Below are 17031 nucleotides of genomic sequence, written 5' to 3'. Positions count from 1 at the left end.
ACACTTGAACGAACTTTACCGTGAAGCCCGTCAAGTCCTATTTCTTGTCGTTCTTTTCCGCGCTAGATTTAATGTTAGCCTGTTCGGCAACATATCCAGCGGAACGAAGCACGTTGAGGACGCCCGCACCGAAGCCCAGAAGGAGAAATACGATCAATCCCCAGGGCGACGTGCCAGCGACACGATCGATGAACCAGCCAATCAGCGCACCGACCAGAACCCCTGCGATAAACTCGCTGGAAATCTTCATGGCCTGCGCGACCGAGCTTGCAGTCGCCGATCGCTCATCCTCGGAAGCCGGTTGCTTGAGCACACCCTTCTTGGCCAGTTCGGCCTCCAGGCGGTTCAAACGCTGATCCAGCTCCCCGGAACCGGGTTCGTTCTTCGCATTCTTGATCGCACCGGATGGCTTTCCGGGTTCAGTCCCGCGCGCCATTGGCAGCTCCTTTTTTCAAGAAATACGAGGATTTCAATCCCATTTCCAAGTTGCGCGCAACATATTGACACGCCGCCCGCTAGTCAAGGCGGTGCAGGCATTGCTCCAAAAGGTTTTTTATCAAGCAATCTCAATTACTTAGATATTAGTGCGACTCATTTTCCGACCAAAGGATCAGATTGGCCACATTATTGGCTAAAAAAACGGAATCGATTTCGGATGGTCATGCCGCATTCAAGGCAGGAGGAAAGTCGGCCTTATGCGCCTGTTCGACCTTTTAGTCCGCTAACAAAAACGTGACTTGAAATCGGCCGATCCCTCTATTGCCGCGAGAAGGAGCAATCAGCTCCATCCGCCGCCATAGGTGCGATAGAAGATGTGGAGACCGATCTTGGCGACCTTCTTCATCGTCGGGGCCCAGAACGGACGAACATAGGTCGCATGATAATGGGTGGCGGAGCCAACTTCCGGCAGCCATATCTGACCGGCAGAGACGGTCTTTGCCACCTGCTGCGCCATGCGCCATTGCGGCATTTCGGTCACGCGGTGCTTCTGGCCGTCGCAAGCAAAGGAAAACTGGCAGGCATTGAGCCAGTCGCGATTCTGGTAGACCACACCGCAGATCGATCCCGGATAGGCCGGGTTGCGCACGCGGTTGAGGACGACCTGGGCGACGGCAACCTGTCCCTTAACCGTTTCGCCGCGCGCTTCATAATAGACAGCCTCGGCAAGGCACTTCTGTTCGCTCTTGCTGAAAGCGGAAGGCGGCAGTGGCGTAGCCGCCCATTCGTGGTCCTTCTCACCGATCGGTGGCACGAAGCGGCCTTCGCCCGGCTGGGGCTTCAAAATGCTTTCAAAGGGCGAGGTCTTGCCATAGTCCGGCGTCGCAGGCGCATAACCAAGGGCCAGCGCATCCGGCTGGTCATTGGTAATGAGCTTGGCGAGCTGGGTCGGCATTTCGGAGCGCGGCTTCGGCGGTTTGACCGCATGGAACGCCATGGTGATGGCGACTTCCTTGCCCTCCAATTTGTTAGAGAAGACCATTTTCGCGTCCGTCTTTTCCGGCGGACGCGTGATCATGCTGATCTTGTCGAACATGCTCCCGGCAGTGAAGGCCTTGGCGGGCGCCTTGGGTTTCACCGAGACGAGGCGGCCCGTCTTGTCGGAGCGATTGATGCGGTTTTCGTCCGGGTTCGGATCGTCCGGGCCGAGCTTGGCCGTCTTTTTACCCCCGGACAGCGCAACACGACCAATGCCCGGCACTTCGATGCCGTTGGTTGCGATGCTGCCCGTTACCGTCGTTGCATCCACGAATGGCATTTCGGCCTGATGGACGGAACCGACCGGCGCCTTGGCAACAAAGGCAGTCCAGCGATGCGATCCCAGATCAGCCGACGGCACCAGGCTCGCCATATCCTGAAAGGCAATCGCATTGGAATTGAAAAGATAAGTCATGGCCGCCAGAACCAGCGGCACCAGACGGTGCGGTTTATGAACTATCTGGCGTGGCTTTGCCCTTACGGCGTAATAGCGTCCCTCTTCCGGGCAATAGCCCGTGACAGGGTAATGCCACACCGGCTCGGCAACGGCCTTCCTTCGACCAAACAGCGCTCGTAAAGATACAAGACGCACCGCACACTCCACTCACACTGACTAAACTGATGCGGTGATAACGAAGTATTAACCTTGCCCACTGGGTGGAGGACACGCTTGCAGCTCTGGCGAATACAGTCATTATCAGCAGCGCATTAACCATGAACGAATATGGTTAATGCGGGGTTTAAGCAGTTTCAGCTTTGCGAAAACCGAATTGCTGTAGTGAGGAGGTGCATCATGGACAAGGTTACGGGTGGCTGCCTGTGCGGCAATGTTCGCTTTGAAGCAACGGGACAACCATATCGGGTCGGTATCTGCCACTGCCTCGACTGTCGCAAGCACCATGGAGCCCTGTTTCACGCTTCAGCGATATTTCCCGAAGCTGCGGTTACGGTCGAGGGAGAGACCCGTGACTATGCGGGACGATTTTTCTGTCCGCGTTGCGGGTCCCCTGTTTTCGGGCGCAGCGCGGATGAAGTCGAAATCAATCTTGGCTCACTCGACGCACCGGACCAGTTCAAGCCGACCTATGAACTCTGGATCATTCGCCGCGAATCCTGGCTGCCGCCATTCCCGGACATGAAGGGTTATGAACGCGACCGCGATGGGTCGAGCCGCTTCGAGGATTAGAGTGCATCCCGAAAAATGTGAAACGCCTGGCTGCACAGGGAAATCAGTCCAGTGGATTGATTTCTGATCCTGCTTCGACCGGACCAAGATGCGTGGAAAAACAAATACAATATAGCACTCCCGACACTTCCATTTTATTTAAAGTGGAAATGCTCCTGGCGCCATCTTTTCTTTAATGACAAACGTTCTATTTGTGATGAAGATAGTATCGTCAAAGTTTCGGGGAGGAAATTTATGCAGGTTTTAAAAATCGGGGTTATCGGGGTGGCGTTCAGTGCTTTTGCAATCATTGCCACAGCGCAAGCCGACGACTGCCAGAACGCCAGTTCGCAGTCCGCACTCAATGAATGCTATGGCAAAGCCTACAAGAAATCGGATGGCGAGTTGAACAAGATCTTCAAGACCTTGCAGCACCGCGCCGACGATGCGGACCTGAAGAAAAAGCTGGTTCAGTCGCAACGGACATGGATCGCCTTTCGCGACGCCGAATGCGACATGCAGACAGTTGGTGGCGGCAGTATTTCCGGCATGGCCTATTCGATCTGCCTGTCTGACCTGACGGCGGAGCGCGTCAGCGACCTCAAGAAATATCTCAAATGCGAGGAAGGCGACAGCAACTGCCCCTTCCCCGCCGCCAGCAACTGATCAGTTCCGGCTCTCATAGGCGGCATCGAAGAATGTCTTTTCCAGTTCGACCGCTCGCCGGAAGAACTGCTGGCATTGTTCCGCCGCTGCCGGGCCGACCCTATCGAGTTCCGAGCGCAGGAAACCGACAAATTCCACGAAGTATGGATTGTCATGCAGCACGATCCATTCCGCGAAAATAAAATCGTCGGGCAGAGGCTTTGGCGCTTTTTCAGCCCAGTCGAGATAAAGCCATTCGGCAACGGTCAGCACCGACAGGCAGACCGCATAGGAGCCTGAACGCGCAGCTTCCAGCATCAGTTCCTTGAATGCAGCGGTTGGCGTCGCATCAGGTGTATCGAAACGCTCGGCGTCAGCGACTGCGAGTTTCGCAAAGGAGCGTTCGAAATAGGAGTTCTCATCGCTGCTGATCATGCCGATGAAACGGCCCAATGTCAGCTTGGCTTCCATCCTGTCGCAATTGACCAGCGTTCCACCCAACAGTGACAGAAAGCAGTCGATAAAGCGATGATCCTGCACCAGATAGCGCGTCATGACATCAGGTGCGACCGTGCCCGTATAGATTTCACCGACGAGGCGATGGCCGACGGCTTGCGACCAGAATGGTTCGGCGACCTGACGAAGATTGTCGGTAAAACGACCGGCTTTGGCATCACTTGGCATGGAAAGACCGACTCCTTGCTATTTTCACGGTCGGACCTTATCGGTGCCATCCAGTATCAGCAATGAGCATGTCAAAATTCCCTATGCATCGCCCGCAGATTGGTTATGCTGCTGAAATAAAGTGGACATTTTTCTGAGGGGAATGATGAACACGTACTTTTCGCCTGCCCGTGCGGCACTTCTGCTTGCTGTTGCGATGGCTCTTCCGGCAGGAAGCGCATTCGCCAAATCCGCTTGCGATGGTGTGACGACAACGCTCACCAAACAGCAGAAAACGGATTACAGGTCTTTCATCGCGCAAAGTCTCGGCAAGAAAGTCAAACCGGCTTCCGTCAGCATCGAGAGCTTCATGCAATATGGTAACTGGTCCGTCGTCTATGCGGATGTTCCGGTGGCCGATCCCGGTTATTTCTTTTTTGACCTTTCCGGCAAGCTGCCGACACTGAAAGACGTCTGGGGCGGGATGGCTGAAAGAAGCGAGATACCCGATCTTGTCAAATGGGCGGAAAAGCTCGGCGCCAACAAGGAAATTGCCGCCTGCTTTGCCGATACGGCAACCGCTTCGTAAGTTCGAGAAACCTACACTCAACTTTCACTGACCCAATTGACGCCAGTGCCCGTAAGATGATTGACGGAGCAACGCAAACTTGCCACCTACTCATCACGCAATTTTTGAATCCAAGGTATAATTATAATGCCGTTTACCAAGGCATTTATAGCTGGCCTTGCCGGTGCCATCAGCAGCCTCCTTACATGCAATACCGCCACAGCAGAACTCATGAATCTGCGCGTGAGCAGCACATCCATGATGCCCGTCTTTGGGCCAGGCGATGTCGTCGCTGCAACCAGCTATAGACCACAGGAAAAGATCGAGCGCGGCGATCTCGTCGTCTATACTGTTGACTACGTTTCGAAGGAATTGTCGGGCGATGTACCGGTCAAAGCTGAATTCCTCGGGCGAGTGATCGGGCTGCCCGGTGAATCGGTCAAAATCGAGAACGGCATACCGCTTATCAACGGAAAAGCACTCGAAACAACGAAGATCACATCAACAATTGATGATGGTTGCCCTGAAGAAACCGTGTCGAACTCTTATTATCAGTGCCGTTTCGTGCGTGAGACAATACCGGAAGGTAAGAGCTATGTTCTTCTGAATACGGTCGATCATGGCTTTATCGACAACGTCAAGGAGAAGGCACTCGCTCGCGGCCAATATTATATCATGGGAGACAATCGCGATAACGCCAACGATAGCCGAGGAAAGTATGTTGGCCTCGTATCGAAAGACCGGATCAAGGGCAAGATTCGTATGGTGTCTGCGTCAGTCCGCAAGCCAGACCGGCAGTGGCGATTGGAAGGTTTTCCAGGCCTGGAGTGAACCATCCTCCGACCACACTTAATCGTGCTTCACAGACCAGCGGTCGATATCCACGCTCTGCCCGATCAATGCGAGGCCGTTGGCGATGGAATCGAACTGGTTCGAGCTCGTCACCACAGCGTCGGGAAAGCGGTTTTCAAACACCGTACGGATGACCGGCACGAAAGACGTGCCGCCGGTCAGGAAAACACGGTCGATAGACGCCGTTTCCAGCTCCGCTTTATCCACCGCCTGCTGCACCGACTGTTCAATCTGGCGCACATCGTCAGCGATCCAGTTTTCGAAATCGTTGCGCGTGATGTCGGAGCGGATTTCGAAATCATCGGCTTTAAAGTGCAGTTCCGACATGCGCTGCGATGAAAGCCTTACCTTCAGGTCTGAAACGGCGCGGTATATCTCATAACCGTAATCGTTCTCGATCAGGTTGATGAAATGTTCGAGGGGCTTTGGATCGACCGCTTGCCGGGCCAGTTCGTCCAGATCGCGAATGGTCGCTGGAGAGTTCATCAGGAACAGCGTGTTCCAGCGCGCAAAATTTGCATAATAATGGTTCGGTATGGTCAGCCTTTTGCCGAAGGACTGGTACTCCGTACCCTTTCCAAGCAGCGGCGAAACGGCATTATCGATGATGCGATAGTCGAATGTATCGCCTGCAATGCCCAGACCTGTCTGGCTGAGCGGCGTGAAGCTGAGGCCGTTCTTGCCCACTTCGAAGCGCACGATGGAAAAGTCGCTCGTACCGCCGCCGAAGTCGGCCACCAGAACGGTGGATGCTGCGTTCAGTTCCTGCGCATAGAAATAAGCCGCGGCAACCGGCTCATAAACGTAGTGAATATCGGTGAAGCCGAACGCCCTGAACGCCTTCTCATAGCGCTGCATGGCCAGCGCTTCATCCGGCGAAGCGCCCGCAAAGATCACCGGCCTGCCGATAACCACGCGATTGCCCTTTGGTGGCAGGCGGTCGCCCAGCCGCGCGGCGACCGTTTCGAGGAAGCTCGCCAGAATATCCTCGAACTTGAACCGCTTGCCGAAAACCGGCGTATCGGTGAAGGATTTCGATGCCGCGAATGTCTTGAACGACTGCAGCATACGCGTTGAATGCGGCGCGTTGACGAACGCGTCCATCGCCCAAGGTCCGCTTTCAACGGTGCGCTCGCCGGTTTCGCGATCTTGCCAGAAGCAAAGAATCGAGCGATAGCCGGTAATATCCACGCCATCCTTCGGCACGCTCAGGACGACCGTGGTTCCATCGGGTGCAGCCACGGACAGAACGGTGTTCGTCGTGCCGAAGTCGATGCCCAATGTCACGCCGTCAAAACGGCTCTGATCAGCCTTCGTCATCACTACACCTTCTTTGGAGAAAACCGGAGAGCGGGCGAATTAGCAGCCGCGCAAGCCAAGCTCAACCTGAAATTACCAAATTAAATGCTGGTTATGATCACGATCGCGATCATCGCGGTCCAGATGAGAAAAATTTCCGGTCGCACAAATGTTAATGCGTGTTTCCAAAGTTTACATGACCTCCTTCTTCTGCCTGTTAGGTTTCACCGCCGCATCTGGAGTGGTTCGTCTTTCATTCATATCCCCTGAACTGCTCCGCTTATTTGTTTTCACCGCCTTCGCAATGCCCGGATGTTTTCGATCCGGCTTCGCTATGCTCAAGGTTACCCAACAAATGAAAGCGATACTCATGGCGTTTCTCTCACGTACGGTTCTTGCCACTGTCCTCCTTTCGGCCAGTGCGCTTTCCCACGCTGCAAATGCTCAGGAGCCAGCCAATCAGCCGATAGCAAGTGGCTATCACAGCAGCGGTCAGGCCACCGCAGAGGTGAGCGGCGTCGTGGCAGATGGCGACAAGCTGACCGTCAAGGTCCGTTTCATCAATGCTAAGGAAGGCGGAAGCGTTTCGACAACGCTTTATACCGCGCTGTCGGACAAGGATTACGAGAATGACTATTATCTTCTCGCAGGCGACAAGAAATATCTTCTGCTGAAAGATTCCGAAGGCAAACCGCTGGCTCCGGCATCGGTTTCTCTTTTCGGCAATGGCCATGTTGTGGGCGTCTGGCATGGTGTCTTTCCCGCACCACCGAAGGGCCAGAAGGTGACGCTCTATATCAAGGGGGTCGAGCCGCTCGGGCCTTTCGCTGTTCCCGCCGAATAGGGGCTGGCCATGACCAATCAGATCAAAGGCTGCATCGCTCTCGGCCTCGCCGTGCTTTGCCTGCCATCCGTCGCGACCGCGCAAAATACAAGTGCAGATAACAGCGCTTATATCCGTGATCTTGTGCCCGAAATCCGCGATCTGGTTTCGGCATCGGGCAGCACCGATGGCAAGGCCCGTGGCCTGTCCGGTGCGGCACAGGAGATTGTCGAGAAGAGCGGCAATATCACCATGCGGGAAACGGAGGATAGCATCGTCCTTTCCGTGACGAGCGATATTCTGTTCGATTTCGACAGCGCCAAACTAACGGGCAAGGCCAAGGCGACGCTGACCGATATTGCCAAAATATTGGAAAGCATGCCGGATTCCGCAGTCCGTGTGGTGGGCCATACGGATTCCAAAGGGGCCGACAGCTACAACGATAAACTGTCGAAAAGCCGCGCCGATGCGGTCACCAAATTTCTCGTCAATAATGGCGTTCAATCGGCACGACTGAAACCGGAAGGGCATGGCGAAAGCGAACCTGTCGCACCCAATGAAATCAAGGGCAAGGACAATCCCGACGGACGGGCACAGAACCGGCGTGTCGAATTTGTGCTGCCGAAAACCTAAGGGCAAGACCAGACCAAACGCGACTTCCGGCATCATGCCGGAAGTCTGCAATCTCTGCCTCCAGATATATTAGTAGTAGCTTATTTTCATGCGGGACGGACGCCCTAATTCTCGATTGCCGGACTTGGCATCAACGTCAATTAGGAAACCGTCTCATGAGCACAAAACCAACTATCGTACTTGCGCATGGTTTCTGGGGAGGGGCAGCCCATTGGAGCAAGGCCATCCTCGCACTTTCCCGAATGGGACATGACAAGATAAGAGCCGTGGAGATGCCTCTGACGTCGCTTGCCGACGATGCCGAGCGTTTGCGCAAGATGACCGTACAGCAGGAGGGGCCGGTACTTCTGGTCGGGCATTCCTATGGTGGTGCGGTCATCACACAGGCAGGTGATCTGCCGAATGTGGTGGGGCTGGTTTACATTGCTGCCTTTGCACCAGATGCAGGCGAAAGCCCCGGCGGCATCAGTCAGGAACATCCACCTGCGGCATTCCCCAATCTGGCTCCCGACAGCGATGGATATCTCTGGATCAAGTACGATAAGTTTCACGAAAGCTTCTGCCAGGATTTGAGCGCCGACGAAGCTCTGGTCATGGCAATCACGCAGAAGGCGCCCATCGCCAATACATTTGGTGACACGATCACAGCACCGGCCTGGAAGAAGAAGCCAACCTGGTATCAGATATCGAGCCAGGACCACATGATCGCGCCGGAAAACCAGAAGCGAATGGCCGAACGCATGAACCCGCGCAAGACCATCACACTGGATGCAAGTCATGCCTCGCTTGCATCAAGACCCGACGAGGTCGCCGGATTGATCGCTGAGGCCGCAAACAGTGTCTCGTGAGAATCGAAAAGCAAAAAGCCCGGATCGCTCCGGGCTTTTTGTGTGTCAGCTTATTTCTTTTTCTTCGCGCGGCCAGCGAACGGATTGTCCGAGGTGCGCAATGAAAGCCTTATCGGCACACCCGGCATATCGAAAGTCTCACGCAGGCCGTTGATGAGATAGCGCACATAGGATTGCGGCATCGCATCGGGACGCGAGCAGGACACGACGAAGCCCGGCGGACGGGTTTTCACCTGCGTCATATATTTTACCTTCAGGCGGCGGCCAGAAACTGCCGGTGGCGGCTGGTGCGCGATGACGCCAGCCAGCCAGCGGTTGAGACGTCCGGTCGAAACGCGGCGGTTCCAGATTTCGTGGGTCTTGACGACATTCTCCATGAGCTTGTCGATACCCTGTCCGCGCTCGCCGGAAATCGGCACGGCGCGAAGCCCGCGCACCTGCGGCAGCAGGCGGGCCGTCTTTTCGTAAAGATCGGCCAGAACCATCTGGCGGTCCTCGATCAGATCCCATTTGTTGAATGCGATGATCGGTGCCCGGCCTTCACGGATGATGAGATCGGCAATCTGCAGATCCTGCTTTTCAAACGGGATCGTCGCATCGAGCACGATGATGACGACTTCCGCAAAACGGATCGCACGCAGGCCGTCAGCAACCGAAAGCTTTTCGAGCTTTTCCTGCACGCGCGACTTGCGGCGCAAACCGGCCGTGTCAAACAGCTTGATCTTGCGGCCACGCCATTCCCAATCCACCGAGATCGAGTCACGGGTGATGCCTGCTTCCGGTCCGGTCAGCAGGCGGTCTTCACCGAGCATCGTATTGATGAGCGTCGACTTGCCAGCATTAGGTCGGCCGACAATGGCGATCCGCAGCGGCTTGGTCGCATCATAGGCCGGGATTTCTTCTTCATCCGGGTCTTCGATATCATCGCCGATCAGTTCACCGACAGCCTTCGGCGTGAAAACCTCGTCTGCGGTTTCCTCTTCCTTCTCGTCGGCGAAGACGCGCTCTTCGCCCAGAAGCTCGACAATGGCGTCACGCAGGTCTGGCATGCCCTGACCGTGTTCGGCAGAGATCGGGCACGGTTCGCCAAGGCCAAGCTGGAAGGCGTCATACATGCCGGATTGCGCGCCGCGCGCTTCCGCCTTGTTGGCGACCAGCACGACCGGCTTGCCGGAACGGCGCACCACTTCAGCAAAGGTGCTGTCGGTCGGCGTCAGGCCGTTCTTGGCGTCAACGACGAACAGGATCACGTCGGCTTCCTGGATGGCAGCCTCGGTCTGGGCGCGCATGCGCGCTTCCAGGCTGTCATTGGCAGCTTCTTCGAGACCTGCCGTATCGATGACCTGAAACTTCAGATCGTAGAGCTTGGCATCGTGGATGCGCCGGTCGCGCGTGACGCCCGGCAGGTCATCGACCAGCGCCAGCTTGCGGCCGACGAGGCGATTGAACAGCGTGGACTTACCGACATTGGGACGCCCGACGATGGCGACTGTGAAACCCATGGGAGAAAATAACTCCAGAAACCAGAGCGGTTCCGCTTTCAACCGAAACGTGGAACCGCTCTATTTATTTATCTTGACGCGCATCTTGTCCGAAAACCGCTTCGCACTTTTCGGGATGCGCTTTGATTTTCCCGCGCATCTTATCCGAAAACCGTTTCACACTTTTCGGGATGCGCTTGTGTTATTATGTGCTTTGCGCATCGGGCACGTTGACACCCGCACTGCGCATCAGATCGAGCATCGTATTGGAACGCTGGCGGATATTGGCCGGAGCAAGACTGTCATTGGCAATTTGCTGGAACAGTTTGACCGCATCATCGAAACGCTCAGCCTTCCAGGCAGCCAGACCCAACGCTTCCCGTGCGCTTGAACGCATAGGATTGCCGTCTGCGGAAAGCGTCTCGACGTGCTTGGCGACGTCGTCGTAGGAACCGCTGTCGACCAGCAGATAACCGGCACGCAGGCGCGCAACATCGCGAAGCGGTGCAGGCACGGCGTTATCGGCAGCAACCTCATCGAACGCCTTCACGGCACCGGCTGCATCGCCCTTGTCAGCGATAACCGACGCGGCGCGAAGACGCGCCAGCACCGGATAGGAGCCGTAGCCGGTCTTTTCCAGATCGTCGAGCGCAGTCAGCGCTTCGTCGTTTTTGCCTTCCGAGGCGAGGTCCAGTGCGGCGAGGAACTTGTCACCGGAAGCGGAAGCCTTGCTGTCGACCCAGTGCTGATAGCCGACCCAGCCAGCTGTTCCCAGAACAATGGCCACAGCGCCGCCGATCAACAGCGGACCGAAATTCCGCCAGATCTGCTTTGCCCGTTCCGAACGGATTTCCTCGTTTACCTCGCGAATGAAACTGTCGTCTGCCATGGACCTGCCACTAAAGCCAAATTGATGTTCGTATTTGTTCGTTCTGGCGCTTTTAGTCGCATTTCGCGCCATATGTAAGACCCGTCAGCGAAATAAGCCGAAACACGTGTCACAAAGTGCATTTCGGTCCGACAATAGCCTTATTCAAGAACTAGCAACGGAATTTCTGGAACTATTCCTCTTCCCCCCTCGTTTCGTGGTCCATGCGCATCCTGTCCCCCCGCCCTGTTCTTTTGTCCGCCCTGGTTCTGGCTACCTGTGCCGCACAGGCGGAACCGGTATCCACAAAGCCGCAATATGTGCTGGTTTCCTTCGATGGCGCACATGACAATGCACTATGGACCCGCTCGCGCGAGCTGGCGAAGAAAAACAACGCCCATTTCACCTATTTCCTTTCCTGCGTCTTCCTGATGAGCAAACAGGACCGGCGCGATTACAAGCCGCCCCATAAGCGGGCCGGTTCGTCCAATGTCGGCTTTGCGCTCAGCCGCGACGAAGTTGTCACCCGCCTTGGCAATATCTGGCAGGCCCATCTGGAAGGCAACGAGATCGCCAGCCATGGCTGCGGTCATTTTGACGGCACCGACTGGTCAACCGCCGACTGGGACAAGGAAATCAAGGAGTTCCGCCGCATTACCGCTGACGCCTACAAGAATAATGGCATCAGTGGCGAGCCGGAAGGCTGGCGTGATCTTGCGCTGAAGGGCATCGACGGGTTTCGCGCGCCCTATCTCGCCGCATCGAAGCCGGTGCAGGATGCGCTCAAGGCAAACGGTTTTCGCTATCAGGCATCGTCCATCACGCGCGGCCCTGAAGAGCCGACCCTTGCCGGTCAGTTTGCTTCATTTGGATTGCCGCTTGTTCCGGAAGGCCCGTCGCAACGCCCTATCGTAGCAATGGACTATAATCTTTATGTCCGTCACTCGAAGGGCAAGGAAGCGCCACAGCAATCGGCGGCTTTCGAGGAACGGGCATACAAGGCTTTCCGCACGGCATTCGACAAGCAATATACCGGCGAGCGCATTCCGCTCCAGCTCGGCTTCCATTTCGTGCTGATGAATGACGGTGCCTATTGGCGCGCCATGGAGCGGCTCGTGACTGAAGTCTGCACCAAGCCCGACGTCAAATGCACAACCTATAGCGATTATCTGGACAGTCTCGACAAGGATGCCGTCCATGCAAGCCAGAACAGGTCGTAATCGTCCTCTTAAGCTGAAGGCGTTGCATCAAGATTTGCCTGATCGAGCGACGGCAGCGGCTCGTCGCGGATAACCGCCTCGAAAGCTCTCAGGCGCTTGTAGATCGACAGCAACTCGATGATCGTCGTCCATGAGTTGACGAGATACTGGAACGATCCCTGCACCTGCGAAAAGACATTCGTGATCTGGTTCATGAGGCCAAGCGTCAGCTTGCCAGCCACAATCGACGGAACAAGGATCAGCGTCGGGAAAATATTATCGGCCTGAATATAGAAAATGCGGGCGACGTTGAAATAGACATAGTGGAAATAGAGCCGGAAATAATTGTGCCGGACATTGCGGAACAGTTCGCCCAGCGTGACCGGCTGGGCACGATCCGCATGGTCTTCACCATAGACCAGTTCCTTGCGGTAGGCCGCTTCGACGCGCTGATTATTGAACTCCAGCCCCGGCAGCTTGATACCAACCAGCGCCAGAAAACCGGTGCCGAAAGCAGCCCAGAAAATCGCTGCCACGACCAGCGCATGCGGCACCATGCCAACCACCGGCAGCTCACTGACCTTTTCCGAAAAACTGAACAGGACCGGCAGAAAGGCAATCAGCGTCATCACCGATTTGACGAGGCTGACACCAAGCTGTTCCAGCGTCGTGGAAAAGCGCATTGTGTCTTCCTGCACGCGCTGTGCCGCACCTTCGATGGAACGCAGTTTCGGCCAATGACTGACGTAGTATTCATTCATCGCCGAACGCCAGCGGAAGATATAGTGGCTGACGAAAAACAGGCTCAGAACACCGACAGTCACACCGATAAAGGCTATTTCGGCAAATGTGACCATGCCCCAGTAAAAGTCGGAGGCGCTGACGGCTCCGGGCGATGTGAGTGCCTTTTGAACCAGATCGTAGAACGGCCCATACCAGGCATTGACCGCAACGCTGACCTGCACGCCGAAATAGGTAGTGAACAGGATCAGTGCCGATCCAAGTATGGACCAGCGTTGCCACGGGTGCGGTGAAAACCAAGCCCAGAAAAGATAGAAGGCGAATGTCGCCACCGCGAAATATATATAGAACCAGAGAAACGGCGCCGACCAGAACAGGCTCGCACCGATAATCGGCGCTGCGTCTTGCGCCAGGGGTGGCAGGCCGAATATGGCACCCAACCTTTCCCCTCCTTCATACCAGCCAAGCACTGCAAGCAGGCTCCAGACGAGCGCGGACCAGAAGAACAATTTCGGGCGGGGAAAGAACGACACAAACACTGAATTTCAGTCCAACTTCGTGAGGAATTTTCCGCATATGAAGCCGGTTCTCGCGCCTTTACCAGTTAAATTCCTGTAAGGTTTCAGCCCGATGTTCTGGCGGCGCGTCCTGCCATGATGCCAAGCACCGCGACGACCACCAGCGAGAGCGCTGCGGCCAGACTTGCCGAAGTAAACGAACCGGAACGCTGCGCCATGAAGCCAGCCACCAGCGGGCCGATGATCTGGCCAATGCTGAAGCAGACCGTCATCCGCGCCAAAGCGCGTTTTGGCGAAGCCGGTGCGAGTGTGCGGGCGATCTGCAATCCGAACGCCGTCAATGCCATGAAAGTGATGCCCAGAAGCGCGCCGCCCACCAGAGGCCCGAGCGGCGGAGCCAGAACCACGCTCGCGGCAACGCCGACAGCTTCCAGAATGGCTGTCAGGGCAAATGCATTGAAAAGGCCGAATTTCCTGGCAGCCGGTGCCCACAGCCAGATCGAGGGCGCAGCCGTCAGGCCGGTCACCACCCACACAGCCGCTTCCATCAGCGGGCCACCATCGGTCGCGCGCACGATTGCAATCAGGAATGTTGCCGTGATCACGTAGCCAAAGCCGAAAATGCCATAGGCCAGCGCCAGTGCGTTGAAGGCGAAGCTCTTGGGGAGCGGCGGTTCACGCGTGCCACTGTTTCCGCCAACCGGCCCTTCCCTGACGAAAGCGCCAACCAGAACAACCATGACGATGGTCAGAACCGCAGCGCCGATCCAGTCGGCACGCCAGTCAAGCCCCGCAAAACGGATCAGCGCCACAAGAACGGCAGAGAGTGCAATACCACTGCCTACACCGCCGAAATGCAGGGCTCCAAGCCCCGCTCTTTCCGCCGCCGTGACATGGCTCAGCACGATTGCCGTGCAGAGGATCATCGTCACCGCACTGATGAAACCCGCCGCAAAGCGGATGATGGAGAACAGCCAGACACCGTCAAAAAACGCCATGGCAGCGCACAGCAATCCGCTGATGATCAGGCCCGCAATCACGCTTTTCCGCTCGATGCCCGCGGACCATCCATAACCGGCAACGACTGCCCCCAGCAGATAGCCGATATAATTGGCCGATGCGATAAAGCCTGCATCGGCGGCAGTGAAGCCGATATCAGCCATCATTCCCGGCAGGATCGGCGTATAGATGAAACGCCCGATCCCCATGGCTGCGGCCATAGCCAGAAAGCCGCCGAAAGCATAGCGGACGGCAGTGCGATGTTGTGGGGATGCGGGCTTGGTCATCTCTAGGGAGGTCTCGGTCATTGGCGGGAAAATAAACCTCAATCATCCAAGGACAATTGAATTTTTCTGATCGGACCGATCACGACTATTGAGCCTCCATACGCGCTCGCCCTCCTTGAAGCTTGCCCCCGGTTGTTTGGGTTTGTGCCCCTGTGGGACCACCCTACAATCGATGCATGATACTCGTTAGGGAGGATCGGGATGAATAGATCGGGCATATCCGCCTGCCTGTTGGCAGTTGTAGCAGTTGCGTCAGCGGGGGGCGTTCAGGCGAAAGAACTGACAACGATGAACGAAGTTCGTGACGCATTGAATGCCTGCTGGTCTCCACTCTCGGATAGCAAAAACTCTTCCGTTACCCTGCGCTTCAGCTTCAAACGGGACGGAAACCTGAAAGGACCGCCATGTGCCAGCGCAATCAATGTTCAAGGTGATGACAAGACAAGAAAAGCATTTGTAATAGCTGCCATCGAAGCAGTCGAAAGATGCACCCCGTTGAAGCTCGCTCCCTCTCTTGCACACAGTATCAGCGGGAGCGTCTTCACCATGCGGTTTCATTCGTCTGATTAATCAAGACATCTGCTTTCAAATATGGCCTTGCGAATCACATAAGTGTGTGCTTATGTGATTGCATGAATGAGAATGATATATTCCACGATATATTCAGGGCACTTGCCGACCCGACCCGCCGGATGATTTTCGAGAAGCTGGCATCGGGTAGCATGAATGCCAGCGCGCTGCGGCAGGGTATGGAGATCAGTCAGCCAGCCATGTCGCAGCATCTGGCTGTGTTACGCAGCGCGGGGCTGGTGCGTGAGGAACGCGAGGGACGCTTCGTCAATTACGAAGTCGATCCGAACGGGCTGACGCTCATCGCCAACTGGCTTGCAAAGTATCGCGCCTACTGGCCGGAACGTATCGACGCTCTCAAAATCTTGCTGAAGGATATGGACCAATGACCGACCGGCAGGAAGAACCACGCGTGAAAGGCATTGAACAGGAATATGAGTTGGATGCCACGCCGCAGAAAGTGTGGCGCGCGATCAGCATTCGGGAGTTTCGCGAAAACTGGCTTCCATCCGAGGCACTGGCCGATCCGGAGCCAGCATCCTGCAAGCCCGGTGAGGAGATCAGTTACCGGATGCGGGAAAGCGAACCGCCCTTTCTGGAAAGTATGGTCACGTTCCGCATTGTGCCAGGCGTTTCCGGCGGCACCTTTCTGCGCGTCATCCATGAACTGAACGACACGCGCCTGAAGCGCACTGCGGCAGTTGCTGCCAACAGCAACCGGGCGCCGATGATGCGCGCCGCTTGACCGCCTGACGCTCTGAAACTCTAAAAAAAGAGGAGTTCGCCGATGCGCGAAACGATGCAACTCGTCCCTATGGTCGTGGAACAGTCGAGCCGTGGCGAACGGTCATTCGATATCTATTCGCGTCTGCTGCGCGAAAGGATCATCTTTCTCAATGGCGAAGTGAATGACACCGTATCCGCGCTTATCTGCGCACAATTGCTGTTTCTGGAAGCGGAAAATTCCAAACAGCCGATCAATCTCTATATCAACTCGCCGGGCGGCGTTGTGACCAGCGGCCTCGCGATCTATGACACGATGCGCTATGTCCGTGCGCCTGTGCACACGCTTTGCATGGGGACAGCCCGCTCCATGGGCTCCTTCCTGCTGATGGCGGGCGAACCCGGTCATAGGGCAGCACTTCCCAACGCAAACCTGCTTGTCCACCAGCCCTCCGGTGGCTTTCAGGGGCAGGCATCGGACATCTTCATCCATGCCGAGGAAGCACAACGCACCAAGCGGCTGATGACGCGTCTTTATGCCGAACATTGCGGTCGCAGCTATGAAGAGGTGGAACGCGCCCTCGACCGCGATAATTTCATGACCGCGGAGGCAGGTCTCGAATGGGGGTTGATCGACCGCATACTGGAACGGCGTGAAGTTTCAGCGGCGTGA

General features: G+C 56.1%; 20 protein-coding genes. 12 read left to right on the top strand and 8 right to left on the bottom strand.

All coding sequences use genetic code 11. The features are described 5' to 3' along the window. Positions 1-37 precede the first annotated feature (37 nt). Both CES86_RS15340 and CES86_RS15335 read right to left on the bottom strand, forming a co-directional pair. On the bottom strand, positions 38-436 hold the full coding sequence (locus tag CES86_RS15340; protein WP_010658320.1) for an AtpZ/AtpI family protein: 399 nt from the start codon (positions 434-436) through the stop codon (positions 38-40). A gap of 342 nt (positions 437-778) precedes the next feature. Next, a complete protein-coding gene (locus CES86_RS15335; protein WP_029925623.1) occupies positions 779-2068 on the bottom strand; it encodes a cell wall hydrolase in 1290 nt (429 codons plus the stop codon). A gap of 201 nt (positions 2069-2269) precedes the next feature. On the opposite strand from CES86_RS15335, the gene CES86_RS15330 reads away from it, so the two are divergent. Together CES86_RS15330 and CES86_RS15325 are read left to right on the top strand one after the other, a co-directional pair. Then, positions 2270-2662: a GFA family protein gene (locus tag CES86_RS15330; RefSeq protein ID WP_029925625.1), complete on the top strand. Its 393-nt coding sequence runs from the start codon at positions 2270-2272 to the stop codon at positions 2660-2662. Between the two features lie 234 nt (positions 2663-2896). Then, entirely contained in the window at positions 2897-3307 is a 411-nt protein-coding gene (locus CES86_RS15325) for a lysozyme inhibitor LprI family protein (protein WP_029925627.1), read from the top strand. On the opposite strand, the gene CES86_RS15320 is transcribed toward CES86_RS15325, so the two are convergent. Beyond that, the gene (locus CES86_RS15320) at positions 3308-3970 is read right to left on the bottom strand and encodes a TenA family protein (protein ID WP_094514842.1); all 663 of its coding nucleotides are present in this window, start codon (positions 3968-3970) and stop codon (positions 3308-3310) included. It lies immediately after the preceding gene. 145 nt (positions 3971-4115) lie between these two features. Here CES86_RS15320 and CES86_RS15315 point away from each other — a divergent pair, with 145 nt between their 5' ends. Continuing rightward, positions 4116-4538, top strand: a complete 423-nt coding sequence (locus CES86_RS15315; RefSeq protein WP_029925631.1) for a hypothetical protein — start codon at positions 4116-4118, stop codon at positions 4536-4538. 126 nt (positions 4539-4664) lie between these two features. Continuing rightward, entirely contained in the window at positions 4665-5348 is a 684-nt protein-coding gene (lepB, locus tag CES86_RS15310) for a signal peptidase I (protein ID WP_094514841.1), read from the top strand. Between the two features lie 18 nt (positions 5349-5366). On the opposite strand, the gene CES86_RS15305 is transcribed toward lepB, so the two are convergent. Then, positions 5367-6689 (bottom strand): Hsp70 family protein, encoded by a 1323-nt coding sequence (locus tag CES86_RS15305; protein ID WP_094514839.1) that lies wholly within the window; start codon positions 6687-6689, stop codon positions 5367-5369. Positions 6690-7023: 334 nt separating this feature from the next. On the opposite strand from CES86_RS15305, the gene CES86_RS15300 reads away from it, so the two are divergent. The 3 genes from CES86_RS15300 to CES86_RS15290 all read left to right on the top strand — a co-directional run bounded on the left by CES86_RS15300 (position 7024) and on the right by CES86_RS15290 (position 8972). After that, a complete protein-coding gene (locus CES86_RS15300; protein ID WP_051686625.1) occupies positions 7024-7512 on the top strand; it encodes a hypothetical protein in 489 nt (162 codons plus the stop codon). Between the two features lie 9 nt (positions 7513-7521). Next, complete coding sequence (locus tag CES86_RS15295) at positions 7522-8124, top strand: OmpA family protein (RefSeq protein ID WP_029925639.1); 603 nt, start codon at positions 7522-7524, stop codon at positions 8122-8124. Positions 8125-8279: 155 nt separating this feature from the next. Further along, the gene (locus tag CES86_RS15290) at positions 8280-8972 is read left to right on the top strand and encodes an alpha/beta hydrolase (RefSeq protein WP_010658312.1); all 693 of its coding nucleotides are present in this window, start codon (positions 8280-8282) and stop codon (positions 8970-8972) included. Between the two features lie 50 nt (positions 8973-9022). Here CES86_RS15290 and der read toward each other — a convergent pair whose 3' ends face one another. Both der and CES86_RS15280 read right to left on the bottom strand, forming a co-directional pair. Beyond that, positions 9023-10474 carry a ribosome biogenesis GTPase Der gene (der, locus tag CES86_RS15285; protein WP_012090772.1) on the bottom strand — a complete coding sequence of 484 codons (1452 nt, stop codon included), beginning with the start codon at positions 10472-10474 and terminating at the stop codon, positions 9023-9025. 184 nt (positions 10475-10658) lie between these two features. Further along, entirely contained in the window at positions 10659-11342 is a 684-nt protein-coding gene (locus CES86_RS15280; RefSeq protein WP_010658310.1) for a tetratricopeptide repeat protein, read from the bottom strand. A 203-nt stretch (positions 11343-11545) separates the two neighbouring features. Here CES86_RS15280 and CES86_RS15275 point away from each other — a divergent pair, with 203 nt between their 5' ends. Next, the gene (locus tag CES86_RS15275) at positions 11546-12541 is read left to right on the top strand and encodes a polysaccharide deacetylase family protein (RefSeq protein ID WP_094514837.1); all 996 of its coding nucleotides are present in this window, start codon (positions 11546-11548) and stop codon (positions 12539-12541) included. Positions 12542-12549: 8 nt separating this feature from the next. Here the strand turns inward: CES86_RS15275 and sbmA are convergent, their stop codons facing one another. Further along, entirely contained in the window at positions 12550-13800 is a 1251-nt protein-coding gene (gene sbmA, locus CES86_RS15270) for a peptide antibiotic transporter SbmA (protein ID WP_029925644.1), read from the bottom strand. Between the two features lie 83 nt (positions 13801-13883). After that, positions 13884-15065 (bottom strand): YbfB/YjiJ family MFS transporter, encoded by a 1182-nt coding sequence (locus CES86_RS15265; protein ID WP_041545281.1) that lies wholly within the window; start codon positions 15063-15065, stop codon positions 13884-13886. A gap of 201 nt (positions 15066-15266) precedes the next feature. Between CES86_RS15265 and CES86_RS15260 the strand changes: the two genes are divergently transcribed. From CES86_RS15260 to CES86_RS15245, 4 genes are all read left to right on the top strand, one after another. Next, a complete protein-coding gene (locus CES86_RS15260) occupies positions 15267-15635 on the top strand; it encodes a hypothetical protein (RefSeq protein ID WP_012090767.1) in 369 nt (122 codons plus the stop codon). A gap of 62 nt (positions 15636-15697) precedes the next feature. Next, positions 15698-16024 carry an ArsR/SmtB family transcription factor gene (locus tag CES86_RS15255; RefSeq protein WP_094514836.1) on the top strand — a complete coding sequence of 109 codons (327 nt, stop codon included), beginning with the start codon at positions 15698-15700 and terminating at the stop codon, positions 16022-16024. Further along, positions 16021-16380: an SRPBCC family protein gene (locus tag CES86_RS15250; RefSeq protein WP_094514835.1), complete on the top strand. Its 360-nt coding sequence runs from the start codon at positions 16021-16023 to the stop codon at positions 16378-16380. Before CES86_RS15255 ends, CES86_RS15250 begins: the two co-directional genes overlap by 4 nt. A gap of 42 nt (positions 16381-16422) precedes the next feature. Then, positions 16423-17031: an ATP-dependent Clp protease proteolytic subunit gene (locus tag CES86_RS15245; RefSeq protein ID WP_061345069.1), complete on the top strand. Its 609-nt coding sequence runs from the start codon at positions 16423-16425 to the stop codon at positions 17029-17031.

Source organism: Brucella lupini, from assembly GCF_002252535.1.
Taxonomy (GTDB): Bacteria; Pseudomonadota; Alphaproteobacteria; order Rhizobiales; family Rhizobiaceae; genus Brucella; species Brucella anthropi.
Note: the sequence above shows the minus strand (reverse complement) of the source record. Positions and strands in the feature narration are given on the sequence as shown.

Excerpts from the sequence above, each read along its gene's own strand:
- CES86_RS15300 (WP_051686625.1), top strand. The coding sequence starts at position 7,024 with ATGAAAGCGATACTCATGGCGTTTCTCTCACGTACGGTTCTTGCCACT.
- CES86_RS15250 (WP_094514835.1), top strand. The coding sequence starts at position 16,021 with ATGACCGACCGGCAGGAAGAACCACGCGTGAAAGGCATTGAACAGGAA.
- CES86_RS15280 (WP_010658310.1), bottom strand. The coding sequence starts at position 11,342 with ATGGCAGACGACAGTTTCATTCGCGAGGTAAACGAGGAAATCCGTTCG.
- CES86_RS15315 (WP_029925631.1), top strand. The coding sequence starts at position 4,116 with ATGAACACGTACTTTTCGCCTGCCCGTGCGGCACTTCTGCTTGCTGTT.
- CES86_RS15305 (WP_094514839.1), bottom strand. The coding sequence starts at position 6,689 with ATGACGAAGGCTGATCAGAGCCGTTTTGACGGCGTGACATTGGGCATC.
- CES86_RS15340 (WP_010658320.1), bottom strand. The coding sequence starts at position 436 with ATGGCGCGCGGGACTGAACCCGGAAAGCCATCCGGTGCGATCAAGAAT.
- CES86_RS15330 (WP_029925625.1), top strand. The coding sequence starts at position 2,270 with ATGGACAAGGTTACGGGTGGCTGCCTGTGCGGCAATGTTCGCTTTGAA.
- CES86_RS15325 (WP_029925627.1), top strand. The coding sequence starts at position 2,897 with ATGCAGGTTTTAAAAATCGGGGTTATCGGGGTGGCGTTCAGTGCTTTT.
- CES86_RS15295 (WP_029925639.1), top strand. The coding sequence starts at position 7,522 with ATGACCAATCAGATCAAAGGCTGCATCGCTCTCGGCCTCGCCGTGCTT.
- CES86_RS15245 (WP_061345069.1), top strand. The coding sequence starts at position 16,423 with ATGCGCGAAACGATGCAACTCGTCCCTATGGTCGTGGAACAGTCGAGC.
- CES86_RS15255 (WP_094514836.1), top strand. The coding sequence starts at position 15,698 with ATGAATGAGAATGATATATTCCACGATATATTCAGGGCACTTGCCGAC.
- CES86_RS15290 (WP_010658312.1), top strand. The coding sequence starts at position 8,280 with ATGAGCACAAAACCAACTATCGTACTTGCGCATGGTTTCTGGGGAGGG.
- der (WP_012090772.1), bottom strand. The coding sequence starts at position 10,474 with ATGGGTTTCACAGTCGCCATCGTCGGGCGTCCCAATGTCGGTAAGTCC.
- CES86_RS15260 (WP_012090767.1), top strand. The coding sequence starts at position 15,267 with ATGAATAGATCGGGCATATCCGCCTGCCTGTTGGCAGTTGTAGCAGTT.
- CES86_RS15275 (WP_094514837.1), top strand. The coding sequence starts at position 11,546 with ATGCGCATCCTGTCCCCCCGCCCTGTTCTTTTGTCCGCCCTGGTTCTG.
- lepB (WP_094514841.1), top strand. The coding sequence starts at position 4,665 with ATGCCGTTTACCAAGGCATTTATAGCTGGCCTTGCCGGTGCCATCAGC.
- CES86_RS15265 (WP_041545281.1), bottom strand. The coding sequence starts at position 15,065 with ATGACCAAGCCCGCATCCCCACAACATCGCACTGCCGTCCGCTATGCT.
- CES86_RS15320 (WP_094514842.1), bottom strand. The coding sequence starts at position 3,970 with ATGCCAAGTGATGCCAAAGCCGGTCGTTTTACCGACAATCTTCGTCAG.